A 15,767-nucleotide genomic window follows, 5' to 3' on the forward strand; every position below is an offset into this window, starting at 1 on the left:
CAATGGTCGCTGCCGTTTCCATTATTGATGTCGTCAAGCATTTCGGTTCGCTGAAAGCACTGGCCGGTGTTTCCCTGGAGATCGAGCAAGGGGGGTTTTTCGGGTTGCTCGGCCCGAATGGCGCTGGCAAGACGACGCTGATTTCCTCGCTGGCCGGCTTGCTGCGCCCGGATTCCGGTTCCCTGAAAGTCATGGGGCACGATGTCGTCAAGGATTTTCGCGAGGCGCGCCGTTTGCTCGGCGTGGTGCCGCAGGAACTGGTCTTTGATCCCTTCTTCAATGTGCGGGAGACGCTACGCATTCAGTCCGGCTATTTCGGTATTCGCAAGAATGATGACTGGATTGACGAGATTCTCGAAAACCTCGACTTGACCAGCAAGGCCGAGGTCAATATGCGTCGCCTGTCCGGCGGGATGAAGCGACGGGTGCTGGTTGCCCAGGCGTTGGTCCATAAGCCGCCGGTGATCGTGCTGGATGAGCCGACGGCCGGCGTCGATGTCGAATTGCGACAGGGCTTGTGGCAGTTTGTCCGCCGCCTGAACGGTGAAGGGCATACCATCATTTTGACGACGCATTATCTCGAGGAGGCCGAGGCCTTGTGCGGTCGGATCGCCCTGATGAAGCAGGGCCGCGTCATCGCACTTGATACCACGGCCAACCTGATGGCCGCCCATCCCGGCGGTACGCTGGAAGATGTCTTTGTGCGGACGATGAACCAATGATCGGTTTCTGGACGCTCTTCTATAAGGAATTGCTGCGTTTCTGGAAGGTGGCCTTCCAGACCGTCGGCGCGCCGGTGCTGACAGCGCTGCTCTACCTGCTGATTTTCGGTCACGTGCTCGACGAACACGTGCAGGTGCACGGCGTGCGTTATACGACCTTTCTGGTGCCGGGGCTGGTGATGATGCAGGTTTTGCAAAATGCCTTTGCCAATTCGTCATCGAGCCTGATTCAGGCCAAGATTACCGGCTCGATCATTTTCGTGCTGTTGCCGCCGATTCCCTACAGTGCCTTTTTTGCCGCCTACGTTTTGGCGGCAGTAGCGCGCGGCTTGATGGTGGGGCTTGGTGTGTTGCTGGCGACAGTCTGGTTTACCGAGCTCAAAATTGTTGCGCCGCTCTGGATTTTCGCCTTTGCATTGTTCGGTGGCGGACTGTTTGCGGCGCTGGGCATGATTGCCGGAATCTGGTCAGAGAAATTCGACCAGTTGGCAGCTTTCCAGAACTTTTTGATCATGCCGCTGACTATGCTCTCTGGCGTCTTCTATTCGATTTACACGCTGCCCGAATTTTGGCAGCGCCTGTCGCATTACAATCCCGTTTTTTACATGATTGATGGCTTCCGCTATGGCTTTTTCGGTGTCTCGGATGTGGCACCCGAGATCAGCCTGACGGTTGTTGTCGCCTGCTTCGCTGTCGTCTTTGCGCTGACTCTGAGTCTGCTCAAGCGGGGCTGGAAACTAAGAGCTTAAACATGATGCACCCTGACCAGATCAAGCAACTCATACTCGCCGGCATGACCTGCGAACACCTCGCCCTGGATGGCGACGGGCAGCACTTCGAGGCCCTTGTGGTCAGTGCGGAGTTTGTCGGCAAGAACCGCGTCCAGCGTCAGCAGCACGTGAATAAAATCCTCAAGGCAAGATTTGACTCCGGTGAATTGCATGCCCTGTCGTTCAAAACATTGACCCCGGAAGAGTGGAGCGCCCAGCGTGGATAAATTATTGATTCAGGGCGGCAGTGCCCTCTCCGGCGAAGTGGCAATTTCCGGTGCCAAGAATGCGGCGCTGCCGATCCTTTGCGCTTCCTTGCTGACCACTGAGCCATTGCATCTGACCAATGTGCCGCATCTCAACGATATTTCGACGATGCTCCGCCTGTTGGCCGAAATGGGGGTGGGCGTGACCATGGACGGGGTTGATGGCCTGGTCTTGAACGGCGGCGGGCTCAACAACCCGATCGCCTCTTACGAGATGGTCAAGACCATGCGCGCCTCGATCCTCGTGCTGGGGCCACTGCTGGCGCGCTGTGGCGAGGCACGGGTGTCGCTGCCCGGCGGTTGCGCGATTGGCGCTCGGCCGGTCGACCAGCACATCAAGGGCTTGCAGGCGATGGGGGCCGAAGTCAAGGTCGAGCAGGGTTATGTTCATGCCAAGGCGGCGCGCCTGAAGGGCGCCCGCATCTGTACCGACATGGTGACCGTTACCGGTACCGAAAACCTGATGATGGCGGCTTGTCTGGCCGACGGTGAGACGATCATCGAAAACGCTGCGCGCGAGCCGGAAGTGGTCGATCTGGCCAACTGCCTGGTCAGCATGGGTGCCCGGATTTCGGGAGCGGGGACCGATGTCATTCGTATCCACGGTGTCGATAAACTGCATGGTGCGACACATTCGATCATGCCTGACCGGATCGAGACCGGGACCTATTTGTGTGCCGCTGCGGCGACCGGGGGCGATATTCGTCTGGTCAAGACGTCCGCCGCCTATCTCGATACGGTGGTCGATAAGTTGATGGATGCCGGTTGTGAAATTACCGTCGAACGCGATGCAATCCGTCTGGTTGCGCCACAGCGCCTGAAGGCAGTCAGTCTTCGTACTGCACCGTATCCTGCTTTTCCGACCGACATGCAGGCGCAGTTCATGGCGATCAACTGTGTGGCCGATGGCGTGGCGACCATCCGGGAAACCATTTTCGAAAACCGCTTCATGCATGTTAACGAGTTGATGCGTCTCGGGGCCAATATCCAGATCGAGGGCAACAATGCCATCGTCCGTGGTGTGGACCGGCTGGAAGGGGCGACGGTGATGGCGACCGATCTGCGTGCTTCTGCTTCGCTGGTCATTGCCGCCCTAGTTGCCCAGGGAGAAACGCTGATAGACCGCATTTATCATCTCGATCGCGGCTATGAGCGGATCGAGGAAAAATTGGCAAAACTTGGGGCCAGCGTCAAGCGCGTGCACTAAGCCTGGCCGCAGGCATGTCGCTTCTGCGGCATGCCTTAGGGCTGGGTGACCGGCCCCGTTGTTGTTTTATAAATGTTGTTTATTCGTTGATTTGGTCGCCTTTTGGTGTGGGGTGGTGGTAATTCCAAAAAATACTTTGCATTAATCGGAATCGAGGTCCATACTCTGAACTTCGGGATTTCCAGGCAGTGTTTTGTGCCTACGCCGTACCCTGCTAGTAGCTTCTAGCTGCCAGCTTTTCGGTTTGCCAGCTCCTCGGTCTTGATCTCGTATTTCCCGGACAATTTATTGTCCACCTGTATATTTTTTACCAAGGATGCTAAAAATGGCAAATGGTACCGTTAAGTGGTTCAACGACGCTAAAGGCTTCGGCTTCATCTCCCCGTCTGAAGGCGGCGAAGACCTGTTCGCTCACTTCTCCGCAATTCAAGGCAATGGTTTCAAGACCCTGGCCGAGAACCAAAAGGTGACCTTCGATATCGTCACCGGCCCGAAGGGCAAGCAAGCTGCCAACATTCGCCCGGTTGAATAAGCCAAGCGATAGCGCAAGCTGAAAGAAGCCCGGTTCGCCGGGCTTTTTTGCGTTTACGTGGCGCGGTTTTAGGTTGTACCTAGTGTGCTGGGGCCGGCTCATCAGGAGGCAGCAGTGCAGCGAGGAACTTTCATCGTCGCCGCCTTGGCACACCTGTGTCCTGGTGGCAGCGCCTTGCAGGCCCGGGCTTGCCGGGCCGCGTCCGCCGTTCTGGCTAAGTCTGAAAGAGGCGGGCCGGGGTGATGTTGGTCACCTTTGTCTCGGATTTCGCGCTTTGCTCGCCTCGTCACCTCGGCTATCTGTAGGGCTCTGCTAAAATGGCGCTTTCGCCCTTTTAGCAAGAGCCCCCGTGACGACCATCACCATTGCCCTGTCCAAGGGCCGCATTTTTGACGAAACCCTGCCGCTGCTCGCAGCGGCGGGGATCGTCCCGACCGAAAATCCGGAAACATCGCGCAAGCTGATCATCGAGACCAATCGTCCCGAAGTCCGCGTCGTCATCGTGCGCGCCACCGATGTGCCGACTTACGTCCAGTACGGTGCGGCCGACCTCGGCGTCGCCGGCCGCGACGTGATGATCGAGCATGGGGGGGAGGGGCTCTATTCGCCGCTCGACCTGAATATCGCCAAGTGTCGGATGATGGTCGCCGTGCCGGAAGGTTTCGATTACCAGAACGCTGTGCGCCAGGGCGCTCGCCTCAAGGTGGCTTCCAAGTACATCAAGACGGCGCGGGAGCATTTCGCCAGCAAGGGCGTCCATGTCGATTTGATCAAGCTCTACGGTTCGATGGAGCTGGCACCACTGGCCGGCCTGGCCGACGCCATCGTCGACCTGGTATCGACCGGCGGCACATTGAAGGCCAACAAGCTGGTCGCGGTCGAGGACATCATGCCGATTTCCTCGCGGCTGGTCGTCAATCAGGCCTCGCTCAAGGTCAAGCGCGAAACCCTGCAACCGATTATCGACGCCTTTGCCCAGGCGGTGGAGAAGTAAGCCCATGGTCGCCATCAAACGCCTTGCTACGGTAGACGCCGATTTCACGGCAAAAATGGACGCGCTGCTCGCTTTCGAGGCGGCGCAGGACGAAGGTATCGAGCGCACCGTGATCGGCATCCTGGCCGACGTCAAGGCGCGCGGCGATGCGGCAGTCGTCGAATACAGCAACAAGTTCGACCGTCTGACGGCCGGCGGCATGGCCGATCTGGAGTTGTCGAAAGCCGAGATGCAGAAGGCTCTCGACAGTCTGCCGGCGGCACAGCGTCAGGCGCTGGAAGCGGCCGCCCAGCGCGTTCGCGTCTATCACGAGAAGCAGCGTCTGGAAGGCTGGTCTTACACCGAGGCCGATGGCACCATGCTTGGCCAGATGATCACCCCCCTCGACCGAGTCGGCCTCTACGTGCCGGGCGGCAAGGCGGCCTATCCGTCGTCGGTGCTGATGAACGCGATTCCGGCCAAGGTCGCCGGCGTCAAGGAACTGATCATGGTCGTTCCGACCCCGGGCGGCGAGCACAACGCGCTGGTCCTGGCGGCGGCCTGTCTGGCCGGCGTTGACCGTGTGTTCACTATCGGCGGCGCGCAGGCGGTGGGGGCGCTGGCTTACGGCACGCAAACCGTGCCGCAGGTCGACAAGATCGTCGGCCCCGGCAATGCCTATGTCGCCTGCGCCAAGCGCCGGGTTTTCGGCATCGTCGGTATCGACATGGTGGCAGGCCCCTCCGAGATTCTCGTCGTGACCGACGGTTCCGGCGACCCCGACTGGGTGGCGATGGACCTCTTCTCGCAGGCCGAGCACGACGAACTGGCGCAATCAATCCTGATCTGTACCGATGCCGCCTATATCGAGCGCGTTCAGGCCAGCATCGAAAAACTGCTGCCGACCATGCCGCGCCGCGAAGTGATTGAAACCTCGCTGCGCAATCGCGGTGCCTTCATTTTGGTTCGTGACATGGAGGAGGCGGTCGCCATCGCCAACCGCGTCGCGCCGGAACACCTCGAACTGGCGCTGGCTGACCCGGACCCGTGGGTGGGTAAGATCCACCACGCCGGGGCCATCTTCATCGGCCACTACACCTCGGAATCGCTCGGCGACTACTGTGCCGGCCCGAACCACGTACTGCCGACCTCCGGCAGCGCACGCTTCTCGTCGCCGCTCGGCGTTTACGATTTCCAGAAGCGGACCAGCCTGATCAAGGTTTCGAAAGCCGGCGCCCAGACTCTAGGCCGGATCGCCTCGACGCTGGCGCATGGTGAAGGTTTACCGGCGCACGCCAAGTCGGCTGAGTTCCGGCTGGAAGATTGAGTCGGAAATTGGCCGGGAAACGGCGTTGACCGCAGCGGTCACAGAAAGCCAAAGCCGCCCGGACCTCCGGGCGCTTTTTTTGGGCTTTTCCGCCGTCGGACTGTCTGGCTTCGGTGGCGTGCTGCCTTTCGCCCGCCGCATGCTGGTCGAACAAAAAGCCTGGATGACAGCCGAGGAGTTCAATGCCCAGCTCGGTCTCTGCCAGTTCCTGCCGGGGCCGAATGTGATCAACCTGGCCGTCGTCGTCGGCAAGCGCTATCAGGGCGTGGCCGGCGCCATCGTGGCACCGCTTGGCCTGCTGGCGGGGCCGTTCGCCATTGTCTTGCTGCTCGCAATGCTCTACGACCGCTACGGTAGCTTGCCGCTTGCCCAATCCATGCTGCGCGGCATTGCCGCCGTCGGTTGCGGCCTATTGTTCGCGATGGCCTGGCGGATGGGCATGGCGCTCAAGGACAAGCCCGTTTTCCTGCCGTTTACAGCGTTGACCGCAGCAGCCATTGCCGGCCTGCGCTGGCCGATGCCAGCCGTGATGATCGCCGGCCTGCTGCTGGCCGGTGGGGTTGCCTACTGGAAGTTGGGGCGGCGATGACCCTTGTCGTCGAACTCTTCCTCGAATTTGCGCTGCTTTCTTTCGTTGCTTTCGGCGGCGCCACGGCGCTGCTGCCGGAAATGCACCGGGTCGTGGTCGATAACCACCACTGGCTCGATGACACCACCTTTACCCATCTCTATGCCATTGCCCAGGCGGCACCGGGGCCGAACGTGCTGGTCGTGACGCTGATCGGCTGGGAAATTGCCGGACTGCTCGGTGCGCTGGCCGCGACGCTGGCCATGTGTCTGCCGATGAGCGTATTGATTTACTTGTTGATCGACCGCTGGGAGAGTTTTGCTGGCCGGCGCTGGCAAAAGGCGATCAGCTTGGGGGTGGCACCGCTGGCGGTTGGCCTCGTTTTTTCCGGGGCGACGCTGATCGCGCAGGCTGCCGGCTTTGGCCCTGCCGCGTGGGGGCTGGTCGCGGTCAGCGTCGCGGTCAATTTGCGAACGAAACTGCACCCGCTGTGGCTGATCGGCGCCGGGGCGCTGATCGGACTGTTGGGCTGGGTCTAGTGTTCAGGCCTGGCCGATAGCGCTCTGGTGGGAGCGCAGTTCGTCGAGCAGGTTGGCGAGGCGGTGCGACTGATCGGCCAGTTCGGGCAGCATCAGGTCGGCGGAGTCTGCCATGCCGTTCACGCTGAGTTCGAGGATTTCGTTGGCGATGGCGTGGAAGCGCTTATGCACCGCGATCAGCCGCTGGAACTCGGGCTGCTCGGCGCCGGCGCCGGTCGCCGCGGCGAGGGCCTGGCCGAGGGTGCAGCTGCGATGGTCCGAAAGCGGCATGTCGGCATAGCTGCCCGCCGCGAAGGCAGTCATGAACTGCCTACGCCAGGTGTTGTGCAGGCGGATGGCTTCGTCAAAGTTGATATTCTGCATCGCGTGTTCCCCTAGTTCAGGATGCCGGTCAGGGCGTCGGTCAGTGCCTGGCATTCGGCGTCCGTGCCGACCGTGATCCGCATGAACTGATCGATGCGCGGCAGCTTGAAGTGGCGGACGATGATGCTCTTTTCGCGCAGCGCCTGCGCCAGTTGCGCGGCGTCGCGCTGTGGATGGCGGGCGAAGATGAAGTTGGCGGCCGAGGGCAGGACTTCGAAGCCGAGTGCTTGCAGTCCGGCGGTCAACGTGTCGCGAGTGGCAATAACCGCGCGGCTGCATTGCTGGAAATAATCTGCGTCTTCCATTGCGGCGACAGCGCCGACGATGGCGAGGCGATCCAGTGGGTAGGAGTTGAAGCTGTTCTTGACCCGTTCCAGTGCCTCGATCAGCGCCGGGTGGCCGATCGCGAAACCGACGCGCAACCCGGCCAGCGAGCGGGACTTGGACATGGTGTGGATGACCAGCAGGTTGTCGTAACGATCGACCAGCGAAATGGCGCTGTCGCCGCCGAAATCGACATAGGCCTCATCGACGACGACCACCGAATCCGGATTGCCCTGGAGGATCTGCTCGATGGCATCGAGCGCCAGCAGGCGGCCGGTTGGCGCATTCGGGTTGGGGAAAATGATGCCGCCGTTCGGTCGACCGCGGTAATCGGCCGGATTGATCGTGAAATCATCGGCCAGCGGCACGCTTTCGTGAGCGACGCCATACAGCCCGCAATAAACAGGATAAAAACTGTAGGTGATGTCCGGGAAGAGGATCGGTTGATCGTGCTTGAGCAGGGCCATGAAAACATGGGCCAGCACCTCGTCGGAGCCGTTGCCGACGAAAATCTGCTGGGCAGTGACGCCATGTGTCTTGGCGATGGCACTCTTCAGCAGGTCGGCATTCGGATCGGGGTAAAGGCGCAGGCGCGCCGCATCGTCGCCCAACTCGCCCTGAATCGCCGCCAGCACCTTGGGCGACGGCGGAAAAGGGTTCTCGTTGGTGTTGAGCTTGATCAGGTTGGCGAGCTTGGGCTGCTCGCCCGGCACGTAGGGGGTTAGGTCGCGGACGACCTGGCTCCAGAAGCGACTCATGGGGGTTTTCACGGAAAGCTTAAAAGTAGGCCGAAATGGTATCATGGCCCTCCGTTCAAACGCCTTTTGCAGCCTTTATCCATGCGGCAAGCCGAAATTACTCGCAACACGCTGGAGACGCAGATTACCGTGCGTCTCGATCTCGACGGTACCGGTCAGGGCAAGTTCGCCACCGGCGTGCCCTTTCTCGATCACATGCTCGACCAGATTGCCCGGCACGGCCTGATTGATCTCGATATCCAGGCCAACGGCGATCTGCACATCGATGCCCACCATACGGTCGAGGACATCGGCATCACCTTCGGTCAGGCGCTGGCCAAGGCCTGGGGCGACAAGAAGGGCCTGACCCGCTACGGTCACAGCTACGTACCGCTCGACGAGGCGCTGTCGCGCGTTGTCATCGACCTCTCCGGTCGCCCGGGGCTGGAAATGCATGTCGATTTCACGCGCGCCGCGATCGGCAGCTTCGATGTCGATCTGTTCAGCGAATTCTTCCACGGCCTGGTCAACCACGCCGGCATGACCCTGCATATCGACAACCTGCGCGGCAAGAACGCCCATCACCAGGCGGAAACCATCTTCAAGGCCTTCGGCCGCGCGCTGCGCATGGCGGTGACGCCCGATGCGCGCATGGCCGGCGTCATGCCCTCGACGAAGGGCTCGCTGTGACGGCGGCAGGCAAGACGATTGCCGTCATCGACTACGGCATGGGGAACCTGCGCTCGGTGTCGAAGGCGCTGGAGCATGTGGCCGGCGACAAGCAGGTCATCGTCACCGCCGATCCGGCCGTCGTCGCGGCGGCAGAGCGCGTCGTCTTTCCCGGTCAGGGCGCGATGCCCGACTGCATGCGCGAACTGGATGCCCGCGGCCTGCGCGCCGCCGTGCTGCAGGCAGCCAAGGACAAGCCCTTTCTCGGCATCTGCATCGGCCAGCAAATGCTGTTCGCGCATAGCGACGAAGGCAACGTGCCGGGCCTGGGTATCTTTCCGGGTGAGGTCAAGCGCTTCCCCGAGGACAAGATGCTGGGCGCCGACGGCCTGCGCCTGAAAGTGCCGCACATGGGCTGGAACGAGGTGGAGCAGAAACCGCATGCCATGTGGGCCGGCATTGCAGACGGCGCCCGCTTCTATTTCGTGCATAGCTACTGCGTGCAGCCGGCCGATCCGGCGCTGACCACCGGCGTCTGCGAGTACGGCATCCCCTTTACCTGTGCAGTAGGCCGGGATAATATCTTCGCGGTTCAATTCCACCCCGAGAAAAGCGCTCGCGATGGTCTGCAACTCCTGAAGAATTTTGTTGAGTGGCGTCCCTGATACGCATCCGTCGAGTTTCTACTTTTCTGATACCCCCACATGCTGATTATTCCCGCCATTGATTTGAAGGACGGCCAGTGCGTTCGTCTGAAGCAGGGCCTGATGGAACAGGCCACCGTTTTCTCCGATAGCCCGGCCGACATGGCCCGCCATTGGGTCGCGCAAGGCGCCCGTCGCCTGCATCTGGTCGACCTGAACGGCGCCTTTGCCGGCAAGCCGAAAAATGCCGCGGCAATCCGCGCCATCCTCGACGTTGTCGGGGATGACATCCCGGTTCAGCTCGGTGGCGGCATCCGCGATCTCGACACCATCGAGGCCTGCCTCGACGGCGGTCTGTCCTACGTCATCATCGGCACTGCCGCGGTCAAGAACCCCGGCTTCCTGCACGATGCCTGCGTCGCCTTCCCCGGTCACATCATCGTCGGCCTCGATGCCAAGGACGGCAAGGTGGCGACCGATGGCTGGTCCAAACTGACTGGCCACGACGTGGTCGATCTGGCCAAGAAATACGAGGATTACGGCGTCGAGTCGATCATTTATACCGACATCGGCCGCGACGGCATGCTTTCCGGCCTCAATATCGATGCGACGGTACGCCTCGCCCAGGCGCTGACCATTCCGGTCATCGCTTCCGGCGGCCTCTCCAATTTCGACGACATCAAGGCCTTGTGCGCGGTGGAGGGCGAAGGCGTCGTCGGCACCATTGCTGGCCGTGCCGTCTACGACGGCTCGCTGGATTTTGCTGCGGCGCAGAAGATGGCCGACGAACTCATGGTCAAAGCGGGCGCCTGATGCTCGCCAAACGCATCATCCCTTGTCTTGACGTCACGGCTGGCCGCGTCGTCAAGGGGACCAACTTCGTCGACCTGCGCGATGCCGGCGACCCGATCGAGATTGCCCGCCGCTACGACGAGCAGGGCGCCGACGAAGTCACTTTCCTCGACATCACGGCGTCCAGCGATCAGCGCGACATCATCCTGCACATCGTCGAAGCCTGCGCCGAGCAGGTTTTCATTCCCCTGACGGTGGGCGGTGGCGTGCGCAAGGTCGAGGATGTTCGCCGGCTGCTCAATGCCGGGGCCGACAAGGTGTCGATGAACACGGCGGCGGTGCAGAACCCGGATCTGGTCTTCGATGCCTCGAGCAAGGTTGGTTCGCAGTGCATTGTCGTCGCCATCGACGCCAAGCAGGTTGCGCCGGGCCAGTGGCACGTGTTCACGCACGGCGGCCGCAACGATACCGGCTTGGCTGCGGTCGACTGGGCAAAAAAGGTCGAAATGCTCGGTGCCGGTGAAATCCTGTTGACCAGCATGGACCGCGACGGCACCAAGAACGGCTTCGATCTGGCGCTGACCCGCGCCGTCTCCGACGCGGTGAAAATTCCGGTGATCGCTTCCGGCGGGGTCGGCAATCTGCAGCATCTGGCCGACGGCGTCACCGAAGGCCGCGCCGATGCGGTGCTGGCTGCGTCAATTTTCCATTTCGGTGAGTACACCGTGCGCCAAGCCAAGGAATACATGGCGTCGCGCGGTATCGAAGTCCGCTTGTGAGCGATCTCGACAACTCCCTGGACTGGCTGGCGGCATTGAAATGGGACGCCGAAGGCATGATCCCGGCTATCGCCCAGGACGAAAACGGGCGGGTCGTCATGTTCGCCTACATGAATCGCGAATCGCTGCAGGAAACGGTCGCCTCCGGCAACGCGGTATACTGGTCGCGTTCGCGAAAGCGCTTGTGGCGCAAGGGTGAGGAATCGGGCCACTTCCAGAAAGTGAAGGCTATCCGCACCGATTGCGACGGCGACGTATTGCTGCTGGCGATTGAACAGGTGGGCGGCATTGCCTGTCATACGGGACGTGAAAGCTGTTTTTTCAATGAATTGCAGGGGGAGCGCTGGCTGCCCGCTGATCCGGTTTTGAAAGACCCGAAGGAAATCTATAAATGAGCACGCATGACATCCTGCACCGTCTCTCCGACACGCTGGCTTCCCGTCGTAATGCCGATCCGGAAAAGTCTTACACCGCCAAGCTGTTCTCCGAAGGTCCGGATTCGATCCTGAAGAAGATCGGCGAGGAGTGCGCCGAGCTGATCATGGCCGCCAAGGATGGCAAAAAGCTGAACATCGTCTGGGAATCGACTGATGTGATCTATCACGTGCTGGTTCTGCTTGCCTTCTACGGCTTGAGCATCGAGGACGTTTCGCAGGAAATGCGCCGCCGCGAAGGCATTTCCGGCATCGACGAAAAGGCGGCGCGGGGTAGCAAGTGAGCGACTGCATTTTCTGCAAGATCGTCGAAGGCAAGATCCCGGCCACGAAAGTCTTCGAGGACGAGGATATTCTCGCCTTCAACGATATCAACCCGGTCCGTCCGGTCCATGTGCTGGTCATTCCGAAAAAGCACATCACGTCGCTGGCGACGGCTGGCGCCGACGATACGGTCGTGCTTGGCAAAATCCTGGCCAAGGCCAATGAAATTGCGGTGGCTCAAGGCAGCCCGGACGGCTTTCGCGTCATCATCAACACAGGCCGTGTGGGGCAGCAGGAAGTCCAGCATCTGCACGCGCATATCGTGGGCGGACCGGACCCGGTCGGCCCCATGCTCAAACGCATCTAGGAGACAATCATGGGCAGTTTTTCCATTTGGCACTGGCTGATCGTACTGGTCATCGTCATGCTGGTTTTCGGTACCAAGAAATTGCGCAATGTCGGTCAGGATCTGGGCGGCGCCGTCAAGGGCTTCAAGGACGGCATGAAGGAAGCGAATGCCGACAAGCCGGCCGACGCTCAGCCCACCCAGCCCACCCAGCAGGTGGGTGGACAAACCATCGACGTCGAAGTCAAGGAAAAGACCAAGTCTTGATGGCGAGCGGGCCTCGCCCGTTCGTTGCCAAAGCTTTAAAACATGTTTGATATCGGCTTTTCCGAACTCATGGTTATCGGCGTCGTCGCCCTGCTCGTCATCGGGCCGGAGCGACTGCCGAAGGTCGCGCGTACGCTCGGGCATTTGCTCGGCCGGGCGCAGCGTTACGTTAACGACGTCAAATCCGACATCAATCGCGAAATTCAGCTCGACGAGTTGAAGAAATTGCAAACGCAGGTGACCGATTCGGCACGGGCGCTTGAGGATTCCGTGCGTAAAGAATACGAAACGGCGCGCAGCGTGGTCGAGGCCCCGGCCCAGGAGGCGGTCGCTGGTCTGGAAGCCGCCACCAAACAAGTTGCCGAGAGTGCGCCCGCGTTGACTGAAACATTGAACAAGCCGGCTGCATGAGCGATACCCAGGAAGACTCTTTCATTTCGCACCTGGTCGAGTTGCGCGACCGTTTGCTGCGTAGCCTGATCGCCGTGGCCGTCGTGCTCGGGGGGCTCTGTCTCTATCCCGGGCCGGGGGTAATTTACGACATCCTGGCCGCGCCGCTGACCAGCGCACTGCCGGAAGGCACCAAGATGGTGGCGATTGGCGTCATTACGCCCTTCATGGTTCCGCTGAAGGTGACGGCGATGGTCGCTTTCATCATCGCCTTGCCCTTCATTCTTTTTCAGGCCTGGGCCTTCATTGCGCCGGGGCTCTATGCCCACGAGAAGCGCCTCGGCATTCCGCTGATCATTTCCAGCACCCTGCTGTTCGTGCTGGGCATGTCCTTCTGCTACTTCTTCGTGTTCGGCCAGGTCTTTCACTTCATAAACAGCTTTGCGCCGAAGAGCATTACGCCGGCGCCGGATATCGAAGCTTACCTGTCCTTCGTGATGACCATGTTCCTGGCCTTCGGTATCGCCTTCGAGGTGCCGGTGGCGCTGGTGGTACTGGTCAAGCTCGGCGTGGTGACGGTTGAAAAACTGGTTGAGTGGCGCTCCTACTTCATTGTGGGCGCCTTTGTCGTGGCTGCAGTGGTGACGCCGCCGGATGTGGTTTCGCAACTGGCACTGGCCATTCCGATGTGTCTGCTCTACGAGTTGGGCATTCTGGCTTCACGCTTCATTTCGAAGCCAACCCCAGCGGTCGACGCTGCCGCCGAGGCAAAAATGGACGCGGCGATGGATCAGGCGGAAGACGAGTTCCGCAAGCTCTCCGGCAAGTAATCAGCCGGCTTTGCGCTCGGGCCCGGGCCGGGTCGCGAGCGACTGCACCACTTCCCCTTCCTCGAACCACCACAGCGTGCCGCGTGGCATCGACAACCAGGCTTCGTTGTCGGTCAGCGGCTGCGTGGCGATCACCGCCACCCGGTCGTCGGGACTGGTCAGCGAACTGAAGTCGACGGTGACGTCCTGATCGTTCAGGTGAGCCTGGGTGAAGGGCGCCTGACGCACGATGTAGGTCAGCTGGGTCGAGGCGTGAGCGAACAGGCAATCACCGTTGGAAAGCAGGAAATTGAACTCGCCGTAGGATGCGATTTCCACCGTCAGCGCATGCAGCGCAGCGAACAGTTCACTGCGGGCCGGGCTGTTGCTGCCGAAGCGCTGGCGCAGTTGCTGCAGCAGCCAGCAGAAGGCCCGCTCGCTGTCGGTCAGGCCGACCGGGACAAAGCTGCCGTCGAGTTCCGGGGCGAAGTTGAGCAGGTTGCCGTTATGGGCAAAGATCCAGTAACGCCCCCACAACTCGCGCATGAACGGGTGCGTGTTCTCCAGGCCGATTGCACCCTGGGTCGCCTTGCGAATATGGGCAATGACGTTCTTCGAGCGGATCGGGTAGGCACGGACCAGTTCGGCCACCGGTGACGAGCAGGAGGGCTGCGGGTCAAGAAAGATCCGGGTGCCCTTGCCTTCGAAAAAGGCGATGCCCCAGCCATCAGAATGGACGTCGGTTGCCCCGCCACGGGCCTGGAAACCGGTGAAGGAAAAGCAGATGTCGGTCGGCACATTGCAGTTCATGCCGAGAAGTTGGCACATTTTACGTACTCCTTGGCCTGCAGAAGGCCGGGGCCGTCATGGCGACCGGCGGGGGCATGGCTTATTCCTTTTCGGCGCGCATCGTTGGTCGCTTGCCGATCTTGACCTGCAGTTCAACGATGGTCTTGTCGCGGCGCAGGCGGAATCCGGCGTTGGCATCCGGCTTCAGGGCGGCGATCAGGTCGAGCATGACCTGCGGGTCCTTGACGGCCTTGCCGCTGACGGCGAGCAGCACGTCGCCGGGGCGAATGCCGGCCAGGTCGGCCGGGCTGCCGCGCACGACGCCGGCGATCAGGGCGCCTTCGGTATCGGGCAGGCCGAAGGACTCGGCGAGTTCGGCGGTGATTTCCTGGGCTTCGACGCCGATCCAGCCGCGTGTCACGGCGCCGCTCTGGATGATCTGTTCCATGATGTTGCGGGCGCTGGAGACCGGGATCGCGAAGCCGATGCCGTGCGAGCCGCCGGTCCGCGAATAGATGGCTGTGTTGATGCCGACCAGGTTGCCGTTGATATCGACCAGCGCGCCGCCGGAATTGCCGGGGTTGATCGCGGCGTCGGTCTGGATGAAGTTTTCGAAGGTGTTAATGCCGAGATGCGAGCGGCCGAGAGCGGAGACGATGCCCATGGTGACCGTCTGGCCGACGCCGAAGGGGTTGCCGATGGCGAGCACGACATCGCCGACGCGCAGGCTTTCGGCCTGGCCGAAAGTGACGGCCGGCAGTTTTTCGGCCTTGATCTGCAGGATGGCGAGATCGGATTCCGGGTCGCTGCCGATGATCTTGGCTTTATAGGTGTGGCCGTCGTTGAGCGAGACCTGGATGTCGTCGGCCGCTTCAATGACGTGGAAATTGGTCAGGATGTAGCCGTTCGGACTGACGATGACGCCGGAGCCGAGGCCTGAGTTGCGTTGCGTCTGGCCTTCCGGGCGGTCGCCAAAGAAGTGGCGGAAAATCGGGTCGTCGAACAGCGGGTGGCGCTGCGCCTTGATTTCCTGCGTCGTATAGATATGGACGACCGAGGGCAGGGCGGCACGGGCGGCATCGCGGTAGGAGCCAGCCGGGCTGGCCTTGTCGTCATCGGGATTGGCCGGTGCTTCGTTGAGGGCGATGACGGCCGGGCGGGCCGGCAGCCATTCCGGTTTCAGCGTCGTCAGCACGAACAGAATCGCAACCGCAACGGTTACCGTTTGTGCAAAAATCAGCCACAACCTCTGCATG

The 15,767-nt window shown here is 61.1% G+C and carries 22 protein-coding genes and 1 pseudogene; 19 read left to right on the plus strand and 4 right to left on the minus strand.

Translation table 11 applies throughout. From position 1 onward, the window contains the following. Positions 1–2 precede the first annotated feature (2 nt). The 9 genes and pseudogenes from GH663_RS15515 to GH663_RS15555 form a co-directional block, all read left to right on the plus strand. Positions 3–665 (plus strand): annotated as a pseudogene (locus GH663_RS15515) (ABC transporter ATP-binding protein); the annotation flags it as partial. Between the two features lie 53 nt (positions 666–718). Next, complete coding sequence (locus GH663_RS15520; RefSeq protein WP_066882047.1) at positions 719–1,471, plus strand: ABC transporter permease; 753 nt, start codon at positions 719–721, stop codon at positions 1,469–1,471. A 2-nt stretch (positions 1,472–1,473) separates the two neighbouring features. Beyond that, complete coding sequence (locus tag GH663_RS15525) at positions 1,474–1,719, plus strand: BolA family protein (protein ID WP_205629851.1); 246 nt, start codon at positions 1,474–1,476, stop codon at positions 1,717–1,719. Then, a complete protein-coding gene (murA, locus tag GH663_RS15530; RefSeq protein ID WP_066882049.1) occupies positions 1,712–2,965 on the plus strand; it encodes a UDP-N-acetylglucosamine 1-carboxyvinyltransferase in 1,254 nt (417 codons plus the stop codon). The genes GH663_RS15525 and murA overlap by 8 nt, the downstream gene beginning before the upstream one ends. 325 nt (positions 2,966–3,290) lie before the next feature. Then, a complete protein-coding gene (locus tag GH663_RS15535) occupies positions 3,291–3,497 on the plus strand; it encodes a cold-shock protein (protein WP_066882050.1) in 207 nt (68 codons plus the stop codon). Positions 3,498–3,846: 349 nt separating this feature from the next. Further along, positions 3,847–4,491: an ATP phosphoribosyltransferase gene (gene hisG, locus GH663_RS15540; RefSeq protein WP_153132612.1), complete on the plus strand. Its 645-nt coding sequence runs from the start codon at positions 3,847–3,849 to the stop codon at positions 4,489–4,491. Between the two features lie 4 nt (positions 4,492–4,495). Next, a complete protein-coding gene (gene hisD, locus GH663_RS15545) occupies positions 4,496–5,797 on the plus strand; it encodes a histidinol dehydrogenase (RefSeq protein WP_153132613.1) in 1,302 nt (433 codons plus the stop codon). A 79-nt stretch (positions 5,798–5,876) separates the two neighbouring features. Next, positions 5,877–6,386 (plus strand): chromate transporter, encoded by a 510-nt coding sequence (locus GH663_RS15550; RefSeq protein WP_246181606.1) that lies wholly within the window; start codon positions 5,877–5,879, stop codon positions 6,384–6,386. Further along, entirely contained in the window at positions 6,383–6,904 is a 522-nt protein-coding gene (locus GH663_RS15555; RefSeq protein ID WP_153132615.1) for a chromate transporter, read from the plus strand. The genes GH663_RS15550 and GH663_RS15555 overlap by 4 nt, the downstream gene beginning before the upstream one ends. 3 nt (positions 6,905–6,907) lie before the next feature. On the opposite strand, the gene GH663_RS15560 is transcribed toward GH663_RS15555, so the two are convergent. Together GH663_RS15560 and hisC are read right to left on the minus strand one after the other, a co-directional pair. Further along, positions 6,908–7,267: a CZB domain-containing protein gene (locus GH663_RS15560; protein ID WP_170291438.1), complete on the minus strand. Its 360-nt coding sequence runs from the start codon at positions 7,265–7,267 to the stop codon at positions 6,908–6,910. Between the two features lie 11 nt (positions 7,268–7,278). Further along, positions 7,279–8,349 carry a histidinol-phosphate transaminase gene (gene hisC, locus GH663_RS15565; protein ID WP_153132617.1) on the minus strand — a complete coding sequence of 357 codons (1,071 nt, stop codon included), beginning with the start codon at positions 8,347–8,349 and terminating at the stop codon, positions 7,279–7,281. 81 nt (positions 8,350–8,430) lie between these two features. Between hisC and hisB the strand changes: the two genes are divergently transcribed. The 10 genes from hisB to tatC are packed head-to-tail and all read left to right on the plus strand — an operon-like array spanning position 8,431 to position 13,743. After that, positions 8,431–9,018 (plus strand): imidazoleglycerol-phosphate dehydratase HisB, encoded by a 588-nt coding sequence (gene hisB / locus GH663_RS15570; protein WP_153132618.1) that lies wholly within the window; start codon positions 8,431–8,433, stop codon positions 9,016–9,018. Further along, positions 9,015–9,662 (plus strand): imidazole glycerol phosphate synthase subunit HisH, encoded by a 648-nt coding sequence (hisH, locus tag GH663_RS15575; protein ID WP_153132619.1) that lies wholly within the window; start codon positions 9,015–9,017, stop codon positions 9,660–9,662. Before hisB ends, hisH begins: the two co-directional genes overlap by 4 nt. 39 nt (positions 9,663–9,701) lie before the next feature. Further along, positions 9,702–10,454 carry a 1-(5-phosphoribosyl)-5-[(5-phosphoribosylamino)methylideneamino]imidazole-4-carboxamide isomerase gene (gene hisA, locus GH663_RS15580; RefSeq protein ID WP_153132620.1) on the plus strand — a complete coding sequence of 251 codons (753 nt, stop codon included), beginning with the start codon at positions 9,702–9,704 and terminating at the stop codon, positions 10,452–10,454. Next, on the plus strand, positions 10,454–11,212 hold the full coding sequence (gene hisF, locus GH663_RS15585) for an imidazole glycerol phosphate synthase subunit HisF (protein WP_153132621.1): 759 nt from the start codon (positions 10,454–10,456) through the stop codon (positions 11,210–11,212). Before hisA ends, hisF begins: the two co-directional genes overlap by 1 nt. Then, positions 11,209–11,607: a phosphoribosyl-AMP cyclohydrolase gene (gene hisI / locus GH663_RS15590; protein ID WP_153132622.1), complete on the plus strand. Its 399-nt coding sequence runs from the start codon at positions 11,209–11,211 to the stop codon at positions 11,605–11,607. Before hisF ends, hisI begins: the two co-directional genes overlap by 4 nt. Next, a complete protein-coding gene (locus GH663_RS15595; RefSeq protein ID WP_066882078.1) occupies positions 11,604–11,930 on the plus strand; it encodes a phosphoribosyl-ATP diphosphatase in 327 nt (108 codons plus the stop codon). Before hisI ends, GH663_RS15595 begins: the two co-directional genes overlap by 4 nt. Continuing rightward, complete coding sequence (locus GH663_RS15600) at positions 11,927–12,277, plus strand: histidine triad nucleotide-binding protein (RefSeq protein WP_153132623.1); 351 nt, start codon at positions 11,927–11,929, stop codon at positions 12,275–12,277. The genes GH663_RS15595 and GH663_RS15600 overlap by 4 nt, the downstream gene beginning before the upstream one ends. Positions 12,278–12,286: 9 nt before the next feature. Next, positions 12,287–12,523: a Sec-independent protein translocase subunit TatA gene (gene tatA / locus GH663_RS15605; RefSeq protein ID WP_066882083.1), complete on the plus strand. Its 237-nt coding sequence runs from the start codon at positions 12,287–12,289 to the stop codon at positions 12,521–12,523. A gap of 42 nt (positions 12,524–12,565) precedes the next feature. After that, on the plus strand, positions 12,566–12,934 hold the full coding sequence (gene tatB, locus GH663_RS15610) for a Sec-independent protein translocase protein TatB (RefSeq protein WP_153132624.1): 369 nt from the start codon (positions 12,566–12,568) through the stop codon (positions 12,932–12,934). Then, a complete protein-coding gene (gene tatC / locus GH663_RS15615; protein ID WP_153132625.1) occupies positions 12,931–13,743 on the plus strand; it encodes a twin-arginine translocase subunit TatC in 813 nt (270 codons plus the stop codon). The genes tatB and tatC overlap by 4 nt, the downstream gene beginning before the upstream one ends. On the opposite strand, the gene GH663_RS15620 is transcribed toward tatC, so the two are convergent. Both GH663_RS15620 and GH663_RS15625 read right to left on the minus strand, forming a co-directional pair. After that, on the minus strand, positions 13,744–14,550 hold the full coding sequence (locus GH663_RS15620) for a class II glutamine amidotransferase (RefSeq protein WP_153132626.1): 807 nt from the start codon (positions 14,548–14,550) through the stop codon (positions 13,744–13,746). A gap of 61 nt (positions 14,551–14,611) precedes the next feature. Then, a complete protein-coding gene (locus tag GH663_RS15625; RefSeq protein ID WP_153132627.1) occupies positions 14,612–15,766 on the minus strand; it encodes a Do family serine endopeptidase in 1,155 nt (384 codons plus the stop codon). Position 15,767 lies beyond the last annotated feature (1 nt).

Source organism: Dechloromonas hortensis (assembly GCF_009469765.1).
Lineage (GTDB): Bacteria > Pseudomonadota > Gammaproteobacteria > Burkholderiales > Rhodocyclaceae > Azonexus > Azonexus hortensis.

What these genes read in the sequence shown, in the direction of transcription:
- GH663_RS15520 (WP_066882047.1), top strand. Translation starts at nt 719, where the DNA reads ATGATCGGTTTCTGGACGCTCTTCTATAAGGAATTGCTGCGTTTCTGG.
- GH663_RS15525 (WP_205629851.1), top strand. Translation starts at nt 1,474, where the DNA reads ATGATGCACCCTGACCAGATCAAGCAACTCATACTCGCCGGCATGACC.
- GH663_RS15535 (WP_066882050.1), top strand. Translation starts at nt 3,291, where the DNA reads ATGGCAAATGGTACCGTTAAGTGGTTCAACGACGCTAAAGGCTTCGGC.
- hisD (WP_153132613.1), top strand. Translation starts at nt 4,496, where the DNA reads ATGGTCGCCATCAAACGCCTTGCTACGGTAGACGCCGATTTCACGGCA.
- GH663_RS15555 (WP_153132615.1), top strand. Translation starts at nt 6,383, where the DNA reads ATGACCCTTGTCGTCGAACTCTTCCTCGAATTTGCGCTGCTTTCTTTC.
- GH663_RS15560 (WP_170291438.1), bottom strand. Translation starts at nt 7,267, where the DNA reads ATGCAGAATATCAACTTTGACGAAGCCATCCGCCTGCACAACACCTGG.
- hisC (WP_153132617.1), bottom strand. Translation starts at nt 8,349, where the DNA reads ATGAGTCGCTTCTGGAGCCAGGTCGTCCGCGACCTAACCCCCTACGTG.
- hisB (WP_153132618.1), top strand. Translation starts at nt 8,431, where the DNA reads ATGCGGCAAGCCGAAATTACTCGCAACACGCTGGAGACGCAGATTACC.
- hisA (WP_153132620.1), top strand. Translation starts at nt 9,702, where the DNA reads ATGCTGATTATTCCCGCCATTGATTTGAAGGACGGCCAGTGCGTTCGT.
- hisF (WP_153132621.1), top strand. Translation starts at nt 10,454, where the DNA reads ATGCTCGCCAAACGCATCATCCCTTGTCTTGACGTCACGGCTGGCCGC.
- GH663_RS15595 (WP_066882078.1), top strand. Translation starts at nt 11,604, where the DNA reads ATGAGCACGCATGACATCCTGCACCGTCTCTCCGACACGCTGGCTTCC.
- tatA (WP_066882083.1), top strand. Translation starts at nt 12,287, where the DNA reads ATGGGCAGTTTTTCCATTTGGCACTGGCTGATCGTACTGGTCATCGTC.
- tatB (WP_153132624.1), top strand. Translation starts at nt 12,566, where the DNA reads ATGTTTGATATCGGCTTTTCCGAACTCATGGTTATCGGCGTCGTCGCC.
- tatC (WP_153132625.1), top strand. Translation starts at nt 12,931, where the DNA reads ATGAGCGATACCCAGGAAGACTCTTTCATTTCGCACCTGGTCGAGTTG.
- GH663_RS15620 (WP_153132626.1), bottom strand. Translation starts at nt 14,550, where the DNA reads ATGTGCCAACTTCTCGGCATGAACTGCAATGTGCCGACCGACATCTGC.
- GH663_RS15625 (WP_153132627.1), bottom strand. Translation starts at nt 15,766, where the DNA reads ATGCAGAGGTTGTGGCTGATTTTTGCACAAACGGTAACCGTTGCGGTT.